The organism is Mesorhizobium sp. M0518 (assembly GCF_040321125.1).
Classification (GTDB): domain Bacteria; phylum Pseudomonadota; class Alphaproteobacteria; order Rhizobiales; family Rhizobiaceae; genus Mesorhizobium.
The window spans coordinates 18,500-38,524 of sequence record NZ_JAMYQY010000026.1 but is presented as its reverse complement, the minus strand read 5'-3'; the positions used below and the strand labels follow the sequence as shown (position 1 = coordinate 38,524).

General features: G+C 64.8%; 8 protein-coding genes. 2 read left to right on the top strand and 6 right to left on the bottom strand.

Annotated features, from left to right (window positions below; all coding sequences use genetic code 11):
* Window positions 1-12: 12 nt before the first annotated feature.
* The 6 genes from cysW to NKI66_RS28155 all read right to left on the bottom strand — a co-directional run bounded on the left by cysW (window position 13) and on the right by NKI66_RS28155 (window position 11,729).
* The gene (gene cysW / locus NKI66_RS28180) at window positions 13-897 is read right to left on the bottom strand and encodes a sulfate ABC transporter permease subunit CysW (protein WP_127270916.1); all 885 of its coding nucleotides are present in this window, start codon (window positions 895-897) and stop codon (window positions 13-15) included.
* A complete protein-coding gene (gene cysT / locus NKI66_RS28175) occupies window positions 890-1,741 on the bottom strand; it encodes a sulfate ABC transporter permease subunit CysT (RefSeq protein ID WP_013530875.1) in 852 nt (283 codons plus the stop codon). Before cysT ends, cysW begins: the two co-directional genes overlap by 8 nt.
* A 21-nt stretch (window positions 1,742-1,762) precedes the next feature.
* Window positions 1,763-2,788 carry a sulfate ABC transporter substrate-binding protein gene (locus NKI66_RS28170; RefSeq protein ID WP_127271865.1) on the bottom strand — a complete coding sequence of 342 codons (1,026 nt, stop codon included), beginning with the start codon at window positions 2,786-2,788 and terminating at the stop codon, window positions 1,763-1,765.
* 220 nt (window positions 2,789-3,008) lie between these two features.
* Window positions 3,009-3,767 (bottom strand): M15 family metallopeptidase, encoded by a 759-nt coding sequence (locus NKI66_RS28165; RefSeq protein WP_352753699.1) that lies wholly within the window; start codon window positions 3,765-3,767, stop codon window positions 3,009-3,011.
* Window positions 3,768-3,974: 207 nt separating this feature from the next.
* Window positions 3,975-6,056 (bottom strand): penicillin-binding protein 1C, encoded by a 2,082-nt coding sequence (gene pbpC, locus NKI66_RS28160; RefSeq protein ID WP_352753697.1) that lies wholly within the window; start codon window positions 6,054-6,056, stop codon window positions 3,975-3,977.
* Window positions 6,057-6,230: 174 nt separating this feature from the next.
* Window positions 6,231-11,729: an alpha-2-macroglobulin family protein gene (locus NKI66_RS28155; protein ID WP_352753695.1), complete on the bottom strand. Its 5,499-nt coding sequence runs from the start codon at window positions 11,727-11,729 to the stop codon at window positions 6,231-6,233.
* Window positions 11,730-12,001: 272 nt separating this feature from the next.
* Between NKI66_RS28155 and NKI66_RS28150 the strand changes: the two genes are divergently transcribed.
* Both NKI66_RS28150 and NKI66_RS28145 read left to right on the top strand, forming a co-directional pair.
* Window positions 12,002-13,930: an autotransporter assembly complex protein TamA gene (locus tag NKI66_RS28150; RefSeq protein WP_352753693.1), complete on the top strand. Its 1,929-nt coding sequence runs from the start codon at window positions 12,002-12,004 to the stop codon at window positions 13,928-13,930.
* 3 nt (window positions 13,931-13,933) lie between these two features.
* Window positions 13,934-19,981 carry a translocation/assembly module TamB domain-containing protein gene (locus NKI66_RS28145; RefSeq protein WP_352753691.1) on the top strand — a complete coding sequence of 2,016 codons (6,048 nt, stop codon included), beginning with the start codon at window positions 13,934-13,936 and terminating at the stop codon, window positions 19,979-19,981.
* Window positions 19,982-20,025 lie beyond the last annotated feature (44 nt).

Here is a 20,025-nt window from a genome sequence, read left to right as displayed (position 1 = left end):
CAAATCCCTCTGTCAGTGTCCGCGCGTCGCGGCGATCTCGGCGCCGTAGCGCATCTCGAGAAGTGTTTTCAAGACCAGCGTGACGAGCGCCAGGCCCGCAAGCAATGAAGCGACGGCGAAGGCACCGACGGCGTTGTACTCGTTGTAGAGGATTTCGACATGCAGCGGCATGGTGTTGGTCAGGCCGCGTATGTGACCCGACACCACCGATACCGCGCCGAACTCGCCCATGGCACGCGCATTGCACAGGAGCACGCCGTAGAGCAGCCCCCATTTGACGTTGGGCAAGGTCACGTACCAGAAGGTCTGCCAGCCATTGGCGCCGAGCGAAAGCGCTGCCTCCTCGTCGCCATTGCCTTGTTCCTGCATCAGCGGGATCAACTCGCGGGCGACGAAGGGGAAGGTGACGAAGATTGTGGCCAGCACGATGCCCGGCACGGCAAACAGGATGACGATGCCATGCGCTTTCAGCCAGGTGCCGAGCAGCCCCTGGGCGCCGAACAGAAGCACATAAACGAGGCCCGATATGACCGGCGAGACCGAGAAGGGGAGGTCGATCAGCGTGGTCAGGAAGGCCTTGCCCTTGAACTCGAACTTGGCGATCGCCCAGGCGGCGGAGATGCCGAAGACGATGTTGAGCGGCACCGAGATCGCCGCCACCAGCAGCGTCAGCCGGATCGCCGAGCGCGTGTCGGCACTGCCGAGCGCTTCGGTGTAGGCACCGATGCCCTTGGCGAAGGCTTCGTTGAAGACGATGATCAGCGGCAAGAGCAGGAAAATGCCGAGGAAGGCGAAGGCGACGGCCATCAGAGCCAGGCGCGCAGGGCGGCTTTCCGTGACCGCCGCCGACTGGCTTTCATGATGCGGTTCGTAGGATTTGATCTCCGGGTCAGCCATAGCGCTTGCGGCTCCATGACTGTGCGAGATTGACGACCAAAAGCATGATGAACGACAGAGCGAGCATGATCGCCGCGATCGCGGTCGCTGCCGGATAATTGTATTCCTCCAACCGAATGACGATCAGCAGGGGTGCGATCTCGGATTTGTAGGGCAAGTTGCCGGCGATGAAGATAACCGAGCCATATTCGCCGACGCCGCGCGCGAAGGCGAGCGCGAAGCCGGTGACGATGGCCGGCGCCAGGCCCGGAAACAGGATGCGGGTGATGATCTGGAAGCGATTGGCGCCAAGCGTGGCGGCGGCTTCCTCCACTTCCTTGTCGATCTCCTCCATGATCGGCTGCACGGTGCGCACGACGAAGGGCAGGCCGATGAAGATCAGCGCGATGACGATACCGAGCGGCGTATAGGCTACCTTGATGCCGAGCGGCATCAGCAATTTGCCGATCCAGCCGTTCGGCGCGTAGAGCGTGGTCAGCGCGATGCCGGCCACAGCCGTCGGCAGGGCGAAGGGCAGGTCGACCATGGCATCGACGATGCGGCGGCCGGGGAAGCGGTAGCGCACCAGCACCCATGCGACCAGCGTGCCGAAGACGACGTTGACCGCAGCTGCGACGAAGGCGGTGCCGAAGCTGATTCTCAGCGCATTGATGGTGCGGCGATCGGTGGCGATCGCCCAGAATTCAGGCCAGCCAAGGGCGGCCGAGCGCCAGAGCAGCCCGGATAGCGGGATGAGGATGATGAGGGTGAGGTAGGCAAGCGAGAAGCCGAGCGTCAATCCGAAACCCGGAATGACGCTCGGCTGCCTGAATCGCCACCCCGCCTGGGCGGGTGCTGTGGTCATGTCGTCCTGAATATCGACTGCTTACTGGGGCTTGTAGATCTGGTCGAATATACCACCATCGCCGAAATGATAAGGCTGTGCTTTTTTCCAGCCACCAAACTGTGGATCGTCGATGGTTACGAGCTTGATCGGCGGCAGCTTGGCGAGGTCCTCGGCCGGCACCAGATCGGGCTTGGCAGGACGATAATGGTTCTTGGCGATGATCGTCTGTGCTTCTTTGGAATAGAGCCAGCTCAGATAGGCTTCGGCGACCTTGCGCGTGCCCTTGGCATCGACATTGGCGTCGACCACCGCCACCGGCGGTTCCGCCAGGATGGAGGTCGGCGGGTAGACGATGTCGAAATTGTCGGCACCGAACTCGTCGAGCGCCAGATAGGCCTCGTTTTCCCAGGCGATAAGCACATCGCCAAGACCCTTTTGCGCGAAGGTCACGGTCGAGCCGCGCGCGCCGGTGTCGAGCACCGGGGCATTGGCGTAGAGCTTGCCGACAAACTCCTTGGTCTTGGCCTCGTCGCCGCCGTCATTGGCGTTAGCGTAGGCCCAGGCGGCGAGATAGTTCCAGCGCGCGCCGCCGGACGTTTTCGGATTAGGCGTAATCACCTGGACACCGTCCTTGACGAGGTCGCTCCAGTCGTGAATGCCTTTGGGATTGCCCTTGCGAACGAGGAAGATGATGGTCGAGGTGTAAGGCGCTGAATTGTTTTCGAATTTGGTGCGCCAGTCCGGATTGATCTTCTTCGCCTTCGAGACGATGGCATTGATGTCGCCTTCAAGTGCCAGCGTCACCACATCGGCGTCGAGGCCATCGATCACGGCGCGGGCCTGGGCGCCCGATCCGCCATGCGACTGCTGGACGGTCACCGTCTCTCCGGTCTCGGCCTTCCAATGCGCGACGAAAGCTTCGTCATAGGCCTTGTAGAGCTCGCGTGTCGGATCGTAGGACACGTTGAGAATGGTGGTATCGGCAAACGCGAAACCGAGCGTGCCGAACTGGACAGATGTGGCGACCAGTGCGCCGAGCAGTTTCCTGAAATGAGGTTTGGTCATTTCTGCCTCCGTTGAACCCGTGCCAAATCTACCGAATTGGTAGAAATTAGATGCATTCAATGTTGCCTTTTTTGCCCCTCTTGAGAAAATGTTCGACGCCATTTCGCCGTTAGAAGAAATATTTTCCTCTTGCGGCCAAAGGAAGAATCCATGGCCCGGCCACTCAGCCTATCTAGCAAGGGGCGGTGCCGAGGCAAGGTGTGGAATTTGGTCCGGTGCATCAATCGGCGATGATGGGAAAGTCGAAACGCTGTCTGGCGAACGGTTCGCTTTTAAGCGTGAAGTGCCACCATTCCCTTGCATAGTTCTTGAAGCCGCTAGCGCGCATGGCGTCGACAAGCATCTTGCGGTTTGCCGCCGCTTCACTGGCAAGGCCGCGGTGGGCGGTTTCGCTCATCGGATCAAAGCAGTCGAAGCCGGTGCCGAAATCGAGCGTGTCGGCATCAACCGCGCCACAGGCCGGGTTGGGGCTGGACCTGCGGTCCGTCCGGGCGATGGCGACGTCGACGGTCGAGCCTCGTGAATGGGTCGACAGCTCTCCAACATAGCCGTTGGCGATCAGGTCGCTGCGCCTGACCCTCGAATACCATTGCGGATCGGGCGGCCCGCCCTCGCGCGTCCATTCGCCCATGTCGGCGACGGCGCGGGCAGGGCGATAGCAATCGAACACGACCAGCGTCAGGCTTTTGGCGACGATCGCCTTCTGCACACGGCCGAGTGCCTGGGCCGCCTGCTCGGTGAGGATGCAGGCCGGCGCGTCATAGCCGTTCACCTTGCGGTGCAGGAAATTGTCCGATCCGGCGTAGCGGATGTCCTGGCGAATCGAAGGGTCGACATCGGCGAGCCGGACAAAGCCGGCGGGCAGGGCATCGGCGAAAGCGGGGAGGGTGACTGCCGCGATAAGGATTGTTGCTGCCAGTGCTGAGGCTGCTGACGATAGAAGATGGCGCGAGGCACCCCCCTCTGCCCTGCCGGGCATCTCCCCCGCAAGGGGGGAGATTGGCAGCTTTGCCGTTGCGTATTGTCTTTGACAGTTGGCGAAAGCGGAAAGGACATCCGATCTCCCTCCTTGCGGGGGAGATGGCCGGCAGGCCAGAGGGGGGGTGCCTCGGAACAGGCATGGGGTGAGTATCCTGCTATCCGCTGAGCCTGTGGAAAGCCAATTCCATGAATCGCTTGGCGCGATCTATTCGACAAACACCTTCACACTCGCCGCACGCCCCGCGGCGTCGATGACGGTCAGTGTCGAATAGCCGGCGCCGTCGGGCTGCCAGGTCGCGGTGCGGCGACGGTCGATGCCAGTGAGCGGCTTGCCGTTGGCCAGCCAGCGGAACGGCGCGCGGCCGCCTTGCAGCTTCAGCACAAGCGGGGAGGCGTCGGCAGAGCTGGTGCCGAGATCGACGCGGGCGCCGTCGGGCGGGAAGATGATGGTCGGTGCGGGTTCGGTCACTGTCGCCTGCACCAGTCCGTCCGACCCGGCGCCGAAGCGGGCGAGCGTCACCGGGAGGTCCTCGCGCCTGGGGCTGAACATGCCGGGCGGTTTGCCCGGCAAGGGGACGGTGGCGATGCCCGAGCGGACAAAACCCTCGAACAGGATGGGAGCGGCCGAGACATAGCCGGAAAGGCCGGGCACCGCGCCGGCATCGGGGCGGCCGACCCAGACGCCCAGCACATAGCGGCCGTCGAAGCCGACCGACCAGGCGTCGCGGTATCCGTAGGACGTGCCGGTCTTGTAGGCGATGCCGCGCTGCAAGGCACCCTCGGGCGGCTTGACGCCCGACAATATGTCGATGATCTGCCAGTTGGCCTGACCGTCGAGGATGGTGGCGCTGGTGCGCTCGGCATTGGCAGGCTCGGTGCCATCATGCAGCGTGTGCGTCTTGCCGCCATTGGCGAGCCCTGTGTAGAGCTGGACGAGGTCGCGCAATGTCACCCCGACGCCGCCAAGACCGATGGCCAGGCCCGGGGCTTCGTTGACCGGCAGTATGGGGCTGACGCCGGCCTGGCGGAAGCGCGCCATCAGCCGCGTTGGCCCGACCGCGTCGAGCACGCGGATCGCCGGCACATTGAGCGACAATTGCAGCGCTTGCCGGATGCTGACATCGCCCTGGTAGCCCATATCGAAATTCTTCGGTCGGTAGCCGGAGAAATCGACGGGGCTGTCGTCGATCAGCGTTTCCTGCGCCACCAGGCCCTGTTCGAAGGCCAGACCGTAGATGAAGGGCTTCAGCGTCGAGCCGGGCGAGCGGACGATCTTTGTCATGTCGATCCAGCCGGAGCGGCTGGCGTCGAAGAAATTGGCCGAGCCGACTTCGCCAAGGATGTCGCCGGTGCGGGAGTCGGCCAGCACCATAGCGACCGACAGGCGAGGGCCGAGCTTGGTGGCCGCGTCCCTCGCCACCTGTTCCAGCCCCTCCTGGACGCTCTTGCGGATCGTCAGCTGCAAGGGCTGGCCGGGGACGGCCTTGGGCAACATCGCATAGGCGGCGTGCGCGGCGAGCGCCGGCAACGTGCGGCGCAGGTCCGAGACATCGTCGAGGGCGGCCCGTGCGGCCTCGCGCTCGCCGAGCAGGCGGGAGGAGACCATTCGGGTCAGCACCCGGTCGCGGGCGGCGTGGGCGATCTTCAAATTGCGGTCGGGCCGGCGCTTTTCCGGCAGCTGCGGCAGAGCGACGAGCAGGGCGGATTCGGAAACGGTGAGCCGTTTCGGCTCCTTGCCGAAATAGGCGAGCGAGGCGGCGCGCACGCCTTCCAGATTGCCGCCATAAGGCGCCAGCGTCAGGTAGCGTTCGAGGATTTCGCGTTTCGACAATCGCCGCTCGATCTGGATGGCGCGCAGCATCTGCCTGACCTTGGAGCCGAGGCTGCGGCTTTCGCGCGGCTCGATCACCCGGGCAAGCTGCATCGAAAGCGTCGAGCCGCCGGAGACGATGTGGCCGCTGGTGGCGAACTGGCCGGCGGCGCGGGCCAGCGCCAGCACGTCGACACCTCCATGGTCCCAGAAACGCTTGTCTTCATAGGTGACCAGCATGTCGACGAACTGCTTGTCGACCTGGTCGAGGCGGGTTTCGAGCCGCCAGTAGCCGTCCGGCGTGGCGAAGGCGCGCAACAATTCGCCGTCGCGATCCTGGACTTCGGTGGAGACCGTGAGTTCGGCTGGAAGCGGGGGTGGGAAAGCACGGTCGAGTTCCCAGAGGCTGGCTGCGGAGAGCGCCAAAAGGCAAGCGCCCCCTGCGGCTCCAATAGCGAGTTTGCGAAGTATCTTCATGGCTGGAAAGACGCCCCCTCATCCGGCCGCTTCGCGGCCACCTTCTCCCCGATGGGGAGAAGAGACTGGCGCCGGCGCTGGTCGTCTCCTCTCCCCTCGGGGAGAGGTCGACCGAGCGAAGCGGAGGGCGGGTGAGGGGGCACTTTGCTTATCGCGTCCATCACCATCAGCGCCTTACGGCGCCTTGACCTCCATCATGCCGGTGGCGGTGCGGGCCGAATATTGCGGCCGGTACATGTCCTCCACCGTTGCCGCCGGGTGCGCATAGGTACCCGGCGTCACCGCGCGCACGACATAGGCGAGGGTCAGATTGTGGTCATGGTCGCCGTCGGCCGGGTTGAACGCCGCGACGAAACGGTCGTCGCGGAATTCGAGATGGGCCGCATCGGTCTGCGCCAGCCACGAGAAGTTCGTCAACTGGGCGCTGGACACCAGGCCGGGATTGTCGATCTCGAAGCCGGCCGGCAACAGGTCGGTGACCAGCAGGCGCGACGGCCATGTGTTCTGCTCGTTGACCTTGAGCACGACGACATAGCGTTCGTTCTGCGTCGCCTCGGTGACATTGGCTTCGGTGCCATCGAGCTTGTAGTAGGTGCGGCTGATGGTGAAGCCGTCGCCGCCTGCCGGCAAGGGCTGGACCGGCGACGCCACCGTGGTGACGACGGCCTGCAGCGGGGTCTTGCCGGTGTTGGCGATGGTCAGAGGGCTGTCGGCCAGGTCAGAGCCTTCGACTTGGTTGGAGTAGCCGCCGGAATGCGCCGCGCCATTGACGGTCAGCGTGATCGTTTCATTGCCTTCCCTGAGCGCGCGGGCCGCCAGCAGCATCCAGGATTCGTCCTGGGTGCTGGTCCAGCGGGCTTCGGCGCGTTCCCTGGTCACCAGCTTGATCAGTTCCGGCACGATCGTCGGCACCGGCTTCGATTCCGCCGCCAGCGCCAGCATCGCCGCGCCATCACGCAGCCGCGAACCGTAGTCGGAGCGGTAGTAGTCGTAGTCGGTGGTGGACTTTGCCAACTGCAAGGCAGTCTTGAAGGTGGCTTCGGCGCGCGGTGTATCGCCGTAGAGCGCCAGGCTTGCCGCCAGCTGGGCAACGGCCATCGGGCTTGAGAAAGCTTCGAGCTGGGTGTCCGCATAGTAGCGCAGGTCGCCGATCGAGGCCTTCTTGTTGCGGGCCAGAACGTAGAGGGCGTAGGCGATCTCGCTGCCACGGTCTTGGACGCTCTGGTCGTAGCCGAGCGAGTTCTGCAGATTGCTCAGCGCCTGGTTCATGGCCAGGCTCGGAACGTCGTATTTCTGCTCGCGCGCCCTGGTCAGGAAGTCCGTGACATAGGCATCGAGCCACAGATCGCCGGAGCCCGGGCCCCACAGGCCGAAGCTGCCGCCCGAGGCCTGATAGCTCAGAACCTTGTAGATGGCATCCTGGATGCGGCCATGGATGTCGGGATCGCTGGCCATGCCGATGCCGGATGCCAATTCATTGACGTAGAGAAGCGGCATGGCGCGGCTGGTGGTCTGCTCGGCGCAACCATAGGGGTAGCGGTCGAGCGTCATCAGCAGCGACGGCACGTCGAAGGCGGCGGCCTGCGAGACGCCGACGCTGACAGAAGCACCATTGAGCAGGCTTGCCGCCAGCAGTTCCTTGTCGACGCGCAGCGCTCCACCATCACCTTTGAGGTCGACCACCAGCCGGGTGGTCACCGGTAATTGCGCCGGGCGCACCGGCACATAGAGCGTCTGCTCCACCTTGGTGCCGTCGGCATGGGCAAGCTTGATGGTGAGCGAGGCATTGCCGGCCGTCTGAGCGATCAGCGGGACAGTCAACGTCTGGCGCTTGCCCTGGGCGAGCGTCAGCTTCTGGGGCAGGGGCTTGTCGCCGGTCGAGAGGTCGCCCGTGGTTTCGATCGAGAACGCGTAGTCGCCGGCCGGACCATCGGTGTCGGCGACATCGAGGCGCATGATTGCGGCGTCACCAGGCGCCAGGAAGCGCGGCAGGCCGGCGGTGATCACGATGGGATCGCGCACGATGACATCGGACTGAGCATGGCCGACCGCATCCTTGGTCCAGGCGACGGCCATGACGCGCACGGTGCCGTTGAACTGCGGTATGTCGAAGTCGACCCGCGCCTTGCCGTCGGCATCGAGCTCGACGATGCCGGAGAAGAAGGCGACCAGCTTTTCGGTCGGCGGGCTGCCTTGCGCCTGCATGTTGGCGCCGTCGCCGCCGGTCCTGAGCTTGCCGGTGTTGCCAAGCGAGCCGTCGATCAGGCGACCGTAGATGTCGCGGATTTCCATGCCCAGCATGCGCTGGCCGAAGAACCAGTTCTCCGGATCCGGCGCCTTGTAGTTGGTCAGGTTGAGGATGCCGACATCGACGGCGGCAACCATGACATAGGCATTGCTGCCCGGCTGCACGCCGGCGACCGAAACCGGGATCGACAGCTGTTGGCGCGGCATGGTCTTGCCCGGTGGCGTCAAGGTGACGGCGAGCTTCTTCGAGCCCGGATCGACCTTCAGCCATTTCACGCCGATGGCGCGCGCCGGCATGCGCGTTTCCTGCGCCTCGCCGGGCCGGAACAGGGTTGCGGTGACATAGGCGCCGGCGCCCCAGTCGTCGCCGACCGGGATGTCGACCGTGCTGCCGCCGGCCGGCACGGATGCCGTGACGGTCTTCAACAGCTTGTCGGAACCGATGTTGATGAGAAGTTCGCCGGCAAAGTGCGGCGAGACTTTCAGCCTGGCCACTTCGCCGGCGGCATAATTGTCCTTGTCGAGGGCGATTTCGAGGCCGTCGGGCGTTTCGGTGGTGGTCGAGGAGACATACCAGCCGGCATCGAACTCGTAGCTTGTCGCCGGTCCCTCGGGATCCGATGTCTCGACTTCGAGGCGGTACTGACCCCAGTCGACCGGCACGGAGACCGTTGCGTCGCCGTCGGCGCTGAGGTCGACCTGGCCGTTGGCGATCGACTTGGTGAAGTTGACCGGCTCGTAGTTCCAGGAATTGTTGGAGCGGTACCACTGGTAATTGCGTTCGACCTTGACCAGCGTCCACTGCGCGCCTTTCAGCGCCTCGCGCTTGCCGTCGGGATCGACGGCGATCAGGCTGAACTTGGCGGTGCCACCCTGCGGCACTTCATTGTCGGCGAAATCCGGACGGATGCCGATCATATGGCCTTGCGGGCGGATGCCGATGTTGAGCGAGCGCTCTATGGCGCGGCCGCCGGATTCGCGCATCCTCACCGTCACCTTGGCGTCGACCAGCTTGGTGGTCGAGGGCAGTTGGTCGACGGAGACCGGGAAGGTCACCTTGCCGTCATCGCCGACCACCGGCAGATCGGCGAGGGGGGTGACCGTGGGTTCGGCCGACTGCTCGTCGGCGAGACCGAAGGAAAAGCCCTGGAAGCGGTCCCAGTCGCGCGACGTCGACAGCGTCAGCTCGCCTTCCAGCGCCAGGCCGGCCGCCGGAGCGCCATAGAGGAAGCGGCCGTCAATGTCGATATTGGCGGTTTCGCCCAGGGCGATTTCCTGCTTGTCGGCCTTCATGTCGAATTCGATGCGATCCGGTACGAAATCCTCGACCAGGAACATGTGGCTGGCCACCGCCGGCTGCTTGGGATCGGTGTAGATCGACACCGACCAGGTACCGCGCATGGCGTTGGGTTCGAGCGGCAGGTCGACGGCATGGCCGCCCGCGGATGCGCCGTCACTGACGATACGGCGGTTTTCGACACCGTCGGGGCGCGAGAAGATGAAGGTCAGCGGCAGGTTCTCGACTGCCTTGGCGGCGCCGTCGCGAGCAAGGGCCGCGACATGAACATCCTCGCCGGCGCGGTAGATACCGCGTTCGGTCCAGGCATAGACGTCAAGCGCACCGGGCGCCGCGCGCCCGGTGACGCCGCGGTCGGACAGATCGAAGCCGGCCCGGCCCATGTCGAGGAAGACGAAATCATTGTCGCCCTGCTTGGCCATCAGCACGGCCGGCACCATGCCGCCGTCGCCGCGCGTCAGGCCGGGGTTGAAGACGGCATGGCCGTCAGCATCCGATGTCGCCGTGCCGAGAACCTCATTGTTCCTGGCAACCAGGGTCAGTTCGGCGCCTGCTATCGGCTTGGCACTGCCCAGCGAACGGGCAAAGACATTGAGCCCGTCCTGGCCGGTATAAGTCGACAGGCCGATGTCGGAGACGACGAACCATTGCGTGGCCATCGAATTGTAGTCGTCGCTCTTGTCGTTGACGGCCTGGGCGGTCAGCACGTAAACGCCGGGCTTGCGCTGCGGCACCGCCTCGTCGACCGGGAAGGAGGTGGTGACCTCCTTGTTGAGATCATTGGCGATGTCGAGCTGGCCTTGCCAGACCGGCGCGCCCATCTGCTCGGAAATGTTGGAGATGTCATAGCCGTCGAGCTGGTGCAGGAACTGGTAGCCCGACAGAAGCTGGGCGAGCGAACGATCGCCGATGCGATAGAGCTTCATCTCGGCGGCGTTCATGTTGACGGTGACGATCGGAATGCCACGGCGCGCGCCAGCCGGCAGCACGAAGCTGTCACCGGTGAAGCGGGCGGACGGTGCGCGGTCCTGCACATAGATCGACAGCACCACGGGGGCCGCGGTCACTTCGCCGATTGCCGCCGGCAGGCCGGCGCGGAAGGTGACGTCGTAGTGCTGGCCATGCTCCAGTCCTTCGACGCAGATTTGCTTGTCCTTGGCCTCGACGCCCTTGGGCGGTGCATTGTCCACGGTGACGAACTGCGCGTAGTCGACGCCGGTCTTGACCAGATCCTCGGAGAATTGCACGCAGATGCGCGGCGCGCTGGTGTCGGCGTCGACGGTATGGTCGATGACGCGAAAACCCTTGCGGGCCTTGAGATCGGCATAGTCGGCCTGGACCGCCGGCGAAGGGTTCAGGGCAAGGCTGGCCTCATAGGCCTGCAGCGCCGGCCGGTAGAGATCGCGCTTGTCGAGCCCGTTGCCGAGCAGCGCCAGCACTTCGGCGCGCGTCTTGGCGGTGCGCAGCAATTTATAGGCATTGAAAGCGGCCGACGTGCCGTTCGCCGGCAAAGTGGATGCTTCGGAGGTGCTTGCGGCGGGCTGAACGGCCAGCGTTTCACGCGCCAGGTTGAGCCAGAGCTGGCCATCATCGGGCAGCACCGAGACCGCGGCCTCGTATTTCAGCATGGCGGAGCGGTGATCGCCGGTCAGCACGGCCTGTTCGGCGGCGTTATGCAAGGCAGCCATGCCTTCTGTAGGTCTGTCATAGGCCGGGCCGAGCAGCTTGTTGCGGTATTGCTGGGCCTGATCGGCCATCCAGTTGGGGAAGAAAGCGAGTTCCGGCGGCGCGCCGATATCAGGATCGCCATCGATGTTGACGACCTTGCCCGCGACCGCGCCGTTGAAGGTTTTCAGCTGGTTGTAGTCGGATTTGAGGAAGCACCATTTGGCTTTTTTGTTGTAGGTGAAGGCGCGGCAGGCCGGGTCTCCCAGGCACGTCGTCTTGCACTGGTCGATTGTCACATTCTGGTCGGACCTGAGATCAAAGCCGAAATAGTCGGAATTGTCCGTTGTCGCTATTCGCCGGGCCTCGGCCGCTTGCGCGGCGCTGCTCCAGGCCAGGACATTGGCCCAGGCGAAAAACAGAAGAATCAGGATAGACAGACCACGAGCCGCGCGCATTGCCATAACACCCCTCCAGACACAGCTGACGTCCGGGCATGATCAAGCTTCAGTCAGGCTTGTCAACACAAGGACGCGGCAGGGTTCCGCCTGCCAGCGGTTTCCTTTCCGGCCGATGACCGGTAGTACCTCCATAGGACAGGGGATCACGCATTCTTGCGGCGACGCAAAAGGTGTGAATTCCAAGCCCGCCCTATTTCAGACAATTGGATTGTGGCCCCTTTACGAGCGCTTCAGAACTTCATTCCAATTTTAGTTTTGTAATCTAGGTTGTCTTAATGCCGGCGCATGAAGAGCAGATGTCAGGAGGTCGCGCGCCAGGGCGTGCGCTTCCGCGCGCCCTGCTGCTGGCCATGATGTGCTCGACCGTGCTCGTCGCCGAATCGCGCCCGGCGGCCGCTTTCGAGCTTTTCGGCATCAAGCTGTGGGGATCGTCCAGCGACGAGGATGCCGATATCGTCGATCCCCTGCGCTACGCCGTGACCATCAATGCCCCCGACGCCGACAAGGATCTGGTCAAGAAGCTCGAAAATGCCTCGGCGCTGAAGAGTGACGAGGAGCGTCCGGTTTCAGGCTCGCTCGGGCTGATGGCCAAGGCGCGCAGCGACCGCGAACAGCTTGTCGCCGCGCTTTATGCCGATGCCCGTTACGAAGGCGTCGTCACCGTCACCATCGACGGCAAGCCGCTCGACGATTTGCCGCCGGATGCCGAATTCAAGGGGCCGCAGCCGGTTCCCGTGGTCATTGACATTGCCACCGGGCCGAAATTCACCTTGGGCAATATCCACCTTGAGGGCGATGCGGCAGGACTGATGAGCGCCGATTATGGCCTGATATCAGGCGGCGACGCCGGATCCGGCGCGGTGCTCAAGGCCGAGGCGCTGATCGTGCGGACGCTGAAGGAGCAAGGCAGACCGCTGGCCAAGGTGACAAACCGCCAGATCGTCGCCGACCATGCGACCTCGACGCTCGACGTGACGCTGACGGTCGCCGCCGGACCGGTCGCCGGCTACGGCCCGACCACGGTGGAAGGCACCGAGAAGGTCGACCGTGACTTCACCGAATACATGACCGGCCTCAAGCGCGGCCGGCAATATTCGCCGCAAGAAATCGACGACGCGCGCGACCGGCTGCTGGCGCTCGAGGTCTTCAACAGCGTGACGTTCAAGGAAGCCGACACGCTCGATGCCGACCGCAACATTCCGATCGGCGTCCAGCTCAGCGAGCGCAAGCCACGCTATTTCGGCGTCGGCGGCACTTTTTCCAACACCGAGGGGCTGGGCCTTGAGGGCTATTGGGGCCACCGCAATTTGTTCGGCCGGGCCGAGAAGCTGCGCATCGAGGGCAAGATCAGCGGCATCGGCAGCAACGATCTCGGCGAGCTCAACTACAATGCCGGCATCATGTTCGAAAAGCCGGGCGTGATCGGGCCGGCATCGAAGTTCTTCGCCAGCGTCAAGACGGTGCTCGAACATCCTGACGCCTACGACCATTTCTCGGTCAAGGGCAGTACCGGGCTGTCCTACGAACTGACGAAGAAGCAGACGGTTTCGGCGGAAGTGGCGCTCGACTATTCTCGCATCCACGACGCTTTCGGCAAACACAAATACCTGATCGCCAGCATTCCGCTGCAATATGTCTACGACAACCGGGACAACCGGCTGAACCCGACAAGCGGCTTCCGGGTGCTGGCCTATGCCGAGCCCAGCTACGACATTTTGAGCGGTGCGGCGTTCCTGAAGCTGAGGGGCGAAGGGTCGGCCTATCAGTCGCTGGATTCGGCTTCGAAGTTCGTCCTGGCCGAACGTGTCGCTATCGGTTCGATCGTCGGCACCAGCCTCGAACATGTGCCAGCCGACCGGCGCTTCTATTCCGGCGGCGGCGGTTCGGTGCGCGGCTATGCCTATCAGGGCATCGGACCCAAGGACTTCACCGGCCAGCCGATCGGCGGCCTGTCATTCTTCGAAACCTCGGTCGAGATGCGCATCGCCATCACGGACACGATCGGCATCGTGCCGTTCGTCGACGCCGGCACCGTATCGACCAAATCGGCTCCCGATTTCTCCGATGTCAAGGTCGGCGCCGGCGTCGGCCTGCGCTATGTCACGCCGTTCGGGCCACTGCGCATCGATGCCGCCGTGCCGCTCAACCGCGATCCGGGTGACCCGCATTTCGGCATCTATGCCGGCATCGGACAGGCATTCTGAGCGATGAAAACAGTCTGGCGCATCCTCCGCATTGTTCTCTACACGCTGCTGATCGTGGTTGCGGGAGCGATCGGCGCGCTGGTGATGCTGACCAAGACCGAGCGCGGCCGCGACAATCTCGCCGGCATCATTTCGCGGCTGGCCTCGAACGACGACCGCAAGATCACGGTCAGCGGCATAGACGGCATCTGGTCCGGGGCGCTAAGCGTCGACCATGTCGTGCTGGAGGATCGCGAGGGCGCCTGGCTGGTGGCGCGCAAGGTGGCCGTCGACTGGTCGCCGCTGGCGCTGCTGTCGAAAAGCTTCAGCGCCGACCGTATCGCTGCCGAGCGCATCGAACTGGCCCGCCTGCCGGTGGCCGGCACGCAACAGCCGGCGCCGAGCGGCACGACGACGCTGCCGGTTTCCATCGACATCAAGCAGATCGATCTGCCCGAGATCGCGCTTGGCCAGCAACTGGCCGGCAGCGGCATCGCAGAGCTTGCGGCCAAGGGATCGGTCAAGGCCGATGCCGCGCCACTGGCGGTCGAGACGGTGCTCTACATCACCCGCCATGACGGCAAGCAAGGTAATGTCGACGCCAAGATCCACTTTGCGCCGGCAGACAACAGGCTCGATCTCGACCTGAAGGCCTCGGAGCCGGCAGGCGGTATCATCGCCAACCTGCTCAAGCTGCCCGACACGCCGCCGGTCGACATAAATGTCTCGGGCACCGGGCCGCTCGCCAATTGGAACGGCATCGGCACGTTCTCGGTCGACGGCAAGATCGTCACCCAGCTGACGGGTCGCCACCAACTGACCGACAAGGGCAATCATATCGAGGCCAAGGGCGATGGCGATTTCGCTCGCTTCCTGCCTGAGAATCTCAAGCCGCTGTTTGCCGGCAAGACCAGTTTCGACATTGCCGGCACCGCCACATCGGCCGGTGGCGTCAGTGTCGACCGCGCCAACATCGACAGCGATGCGGTGCACGGCACCGCGACCGGCATTGTCGATCCTGCCGGCGCCAGCGACCTCTCGGTCGAACTCGCCGCCAAGGGTCCACCCGTGGTGATCAGCGTCGGCAGCAAGGCGCAGCCGATCACGCTGGCGATCAGCAATGCCACCGCCCGCGCCTTCGGCGACGGCAAGGCGCCGATCATCGACGTCGGCGCCTCCTTCGTCTCCATCGTCGCCGGCGGCACGCGGCTGGATGATCTGGCGGCCCAGATCCATTCCGACGGTTTTGACATCCAGAACCGCGCCGGGCCGGTCACCGTCAAGCTGGAGGCGGGCGGCCTCAACACCGACGTGGCGACGCTGGCGCCGCTGATCACCGGCAGGATCGATGTCGATCTGGCCGGGTCGGTCAGCAAGGATGCCATTGCCATCGACCAGGGCACGCTGCGTTCCGACGCGCTCAACGCTTCGCTGACCGCGACGGTGGCGCTTGCCGACCTGTCGATGCAGCTGAAGATGAACGCGGATGCCGTGGCGACGGCCTTTCCGCCGCAGATCGCCTCGGTGCTCGGCGCCCGGGTGAAATTCTCGGCAAGCGCGGCCCGCGATCCACAAGGGTCCTTCGCCGCCAACTCGATCGAGTTCACGTCCGGCACGCTCAGCGCCGCCGGCACGGCCAGCATGCAAGGCACCGACATCCAGGCCGACATCAAGGGCAAACTGGGCGACGTTTCCGTGCTGTCGCCGACGGTCGGCGTGCCAGTTGCCGGTGGCGTCGATTTCGCGCTGTCGGCAAGTGGCGCCATGACGGCGCCGGATTTCACCGTTACCGCCGACAGCGACAGCCTGACGGCATCGGGCCGCACGGTGAAGAGCATCAAGCTGACGGCAAGCGGCAAGGCCGATATCACCAGTCCCGCCGCCAACGTATCGCTGACCGGCTCCGTCGACGACCAGCCGCTCGACATCAAGGCAGCGCTGGTGACGAGCGAAGGCAAGCGTTCGATCAATGGTTTTCTGGTCTCGCTCGGCGACAACAAGGTCTCGGGCGATCTCGCGCTCGACGACAAATTCATGCCGCTCGGCACGCTGACGCTCGATGCACCTGCCATCGACCAGCTGGCCGCACTTGCCGGCCAGGCGATAACGGGCGATATCGACGGCACCATCCGCTTTGCCAAGGAGGGCGACGCGCCCTCCGTCGCCATCGATGCCAAGAGCACGTCGATCGCGCGCGGCGAGGTGACGGCCAAGGCCATCACGGTCAATGCGCTGATCGCCAATTATCTCAAGGCGCCGGCGATCGCGGGTTCGATCAAGGCCGACAGCGTCACCTCCGGAACCACCGAAATCGGCGGCATCGGCGTTGACCTGAAGCGCGACGGCGACTGGACCAATTTCACCGGCGGCGCCACCATAGCGGGCATTCCGGCAACCGCTGCCGGCCGGGTGAAGATCGCCGATGGCACGACCAGCGTCGAGATTGCCTCGGGCGAAGCCACTGTTCGCGGCATCAAGGCGGCAATCGCTCAGGCGTCGACAATGAGCATCGCCAACGGCACGACCAGCATCGAGAAACTGGCTCTCGATGTCGGCGGCGGTTCGGTGACGCTGTCGGGCACTGCCGGTCAGACGCTCGACCTTGCGGCGCAATTTTCGGCACTGCCCGCGGCGCTCGCCAATGAATTTTCGCCCGGCCTCGTGGGCACGCTCAGCGGCACGGCTGGTGTGACCGGACCGCCGGCCGCGCCCGATGTCCGCTTCAATGCGCAACTGGCCGGTATCGAAACCAGCCAGACCCGGCAGGCCGGGCTCGGGCTGCTCGCCGTCGATGCGGCCGGCAGCTACACCTTGGCCGGCGGCGTGATGCTCGATCAGGCGACGCTGACCGGCGACAAGATTTCCGGCAAGGCGGCCGGCACCCTCAACCCGAACGGCGCCAGCGATTTTGCGCTGGATCTCATATCATCCGGCCCCAGCCTGCCCCTGACTGTCGGCAGCGCCGAGAGCCCGGTCAAGATCGAGATCCAGTCGCTGTCGGCAAAGGTGGCGGGCGAGAGCACGCGGGCCCGCCTGGATGTCTCCGCGATCCTGCCCTCGATCGTCACCAGTCCGGCGAGGGTGGACGGGCTTGCCCTGGCGTTGCATTCGGATGCGTTCGATCTCAAGAACCGTGCAGGGCCGGTTTCCGGCACAGTGTCGGTGGACAAGGTCGGTCTCGACAATCCGGTGATCGCGCCGCTGATCGCCGGCAAGGTCACGGCAGCCGTCAGCGGCCGCCTGACGGCCGACCTGTTTGCCATCGACAGCGGCTCGCTCAAGAGCGATGCGTTGAACAGCCAGGTCGCCGGCCAGGTATCGCTGCGAGACGGTGCCATCGACCTCAATCTCAAGGCGGATGCCCCATCGTCGGCCTTGCCGGCGGCGGCGCGCGGCATGCTTGGCGAACGCGCTGAGATCAGCGCCACGCTGAAGCGCGATCCCAAGGGCAGCATCAACATAGGCGGATTGAAGCTGGCCTCGGGTGCGCTGACCGCCGACGGGCAAGCCAGCCTTGCCGACAACAAGGTGGCCGCCGACATCAAGGGCGCGCTGAGCGACATCTCTCTGCTGTCGAAGGATGCCAAGGGCGCCATCGCCTTTGCGTTGAACGCACAGGGGTCGGCCACCGCGCCGGACCTGTCACTGACGGTCGACAGCGACAGGCTGCTGGTGGCGGCGCGAGAGATCACCGGGTTGAAGCTGACCGCCACCGGCAAGGCCGATGCCGCCAATCCGGCAGCCAACGTGCAACTGACCGGCAATGTCGCCGGCCAGGCGCTGCAAGGCAGCGCGGTGCTGGCGACGGCTGACGGCAAGAGCGCCATCAACGGCCTGCTGCTGTCGCTGGGCAAGAACAGGATCTCCGGCGATCTGGCGCTGGACGAGAAGTTCGTGCCTGTCGGCACCATCGCGCTCGACCTGCCCGATATCGGCCCGCTGGCGGCACTGGCGCTGGAAAAGGCCGAAGGCGACGTACGCGGCACGATTGCCTTCTCGAAGAATGGCGCAGCACCCCAGGTCGCCATCAAGGCGGCGACAGCGTCGATTACGCGCGGCGACCTGCAGGCGAAAGCCGTCTCGATCGATGCGCTGGTCGCCAACTATCTGGCGGCGCCCGTGATCTCCGGAAAGGTCCGCGCCGACACCGTCATTTCGGGCGGCACCGTGATCAGCGGCATCGATGTCGATTTGAAGCGCGACGGCGACTGGACCGGTTTTTCCGGCGGCGCCACAGTCAAGGGCATTCCGGCACAGGCTGCTGGCCGCGTGAAAGTGGCCAACGGCACGACGACCATCGAGCTTGCCTCCGGCCAGGCGACCGTCCAGGGCATCAAGGCGGCCATTGCTCAGGCCTCGACCGTCAGCATCGCCAATGGCACGACGACGCTGGACAGGCTGGTGCTCAACCTTGGCGGTGGTACGGCGACGGTAACCGGCAAGGTCGGCACGGCGCTCGACATCAACGCGACGCTGGCGCGGGTGCCGATGTCGCTTGCGAACAGTTTCTCGGCCGGCCTCGACGCCGCCGGCTCGATTTCGGGCACGGTGAAGGTGACGGGTGCGCCGGCCAGCCCTGCGGTCGCCTTCAATATCGATGCGGCCGGCGTGCAAACATCGCAGACCCGAGGCGCTGGTGTCGGGGCGGTGAGTGTTTCCTCGTCCGGCACCTTTGCCGCCAACAAGCTGGCCTTCACCGCCAATGTCAGCGATGGCGCCGGCCTTGGCCTCAAGGGCGGCGGCACCGTGACGACGGCCGGCACGCCGGCGCTGGTGCTCGACTTCAATGGCGCCGTGCCGTTCGGCCTGCTGAGCCAGAAGCTCGCCGCGCAAGGCATGTCGCTGACGGGCACGGCCAATGTCAACGTGCAGGTGCGCGGTCCCGCGACATCGCCCGTCATCGGCGGCAGCGTCAGCACCTCCGGTGCGCGCCTTGTCGATGCGCGCTCCGGCCTCGCCGTCAACGATCTCGCCGCCGATGTCACGATTGCCGGCGGCGTCGCCAGGATCAACCGGCTGACCGGAACGCTGTCGACGCGCGGCAGCCTGTCGGCCAGCGGCACGGTCGGCATCAACCCGGCGCAGGGTTTTCCGGCCGATTTGTCGATCAAGCTGGTCGACGGCCGCTATACGGACGGAAGGGTGGTGACCGCCAATCTCGGGGGCGACCTGACGATCAAGGGACCGCTGACCTCCGCACCGGTCATTGCCGGCACCGTGAATCTCGCCAAGACGGTGATCACGGTTCCGGACAAATTGCCGGGCTCGCTGGCGGCGCTCGACGTCAAGCACAAGAACGCGCCAGCTGCGGTCAAGGCACAGGACAAGGCGCTGCGGCCGCCGACGACCAGCGGCAAGGGCGGCGGTAGCGGCCTTGCGCTCGATGTCACGGTCAACGCCCCGAACCAGATCTTCATCCAGGGCAGGGGCGTCGATGCCGAACTTGGCGGCTCGCTCAGGCTGACCGGCCCGGCCTCGTCGCCGCAAGCGGTCGGCACCTTCACCTTGCAGCGCGGACGGCTGTCGATCCTCGGCAAGCGGCTGACCTTCACCGAAGGCACGGTCGGGTTTTCCGGCTCGCTGGTGCCCTATCTCAATTTGACGGCGACCACGACGACGACCAGCGCCACCGTCACCATCGTGGTGTCGGGCGAAGCGACCAATCCGAAGTTCACCTTCTCCTCCGTGCCGGCACTGCCCGAGGACGAGGTGCTGGCGCAATTGATCTTCGGCCGCTCGATGTCGAACCTGTCGCCGCTGCAGATCGCCCAGTTAGCCGAGGCCGCCGGGCAACTGGCCGGCGTCGGCGGCTCGACGTCGCTTCTGGAAAACCTGCGCAGCGCCATTGGCGTCGACGATCTCGACGTCACCACCGACGACCAGGGCGGCACGGCGGTTTCGGCGGGCAAATACCTCAACGACCGCACCTATGTCACGATCCAGAAGGGCGACAACCCGGGCTCGGGCAAGGCTACGATCGACCTCAATGTCGGGCGCGGCGTCAAGCTGCGCGGCGAGGCCAACGATGCCGGCGAAGCCAAGGGCGGCATCTTCTACGAGAAGGAATACTGATAATTCGGCAGGGCTTTTGGCCTCATGATGGATCGATTCTGGCG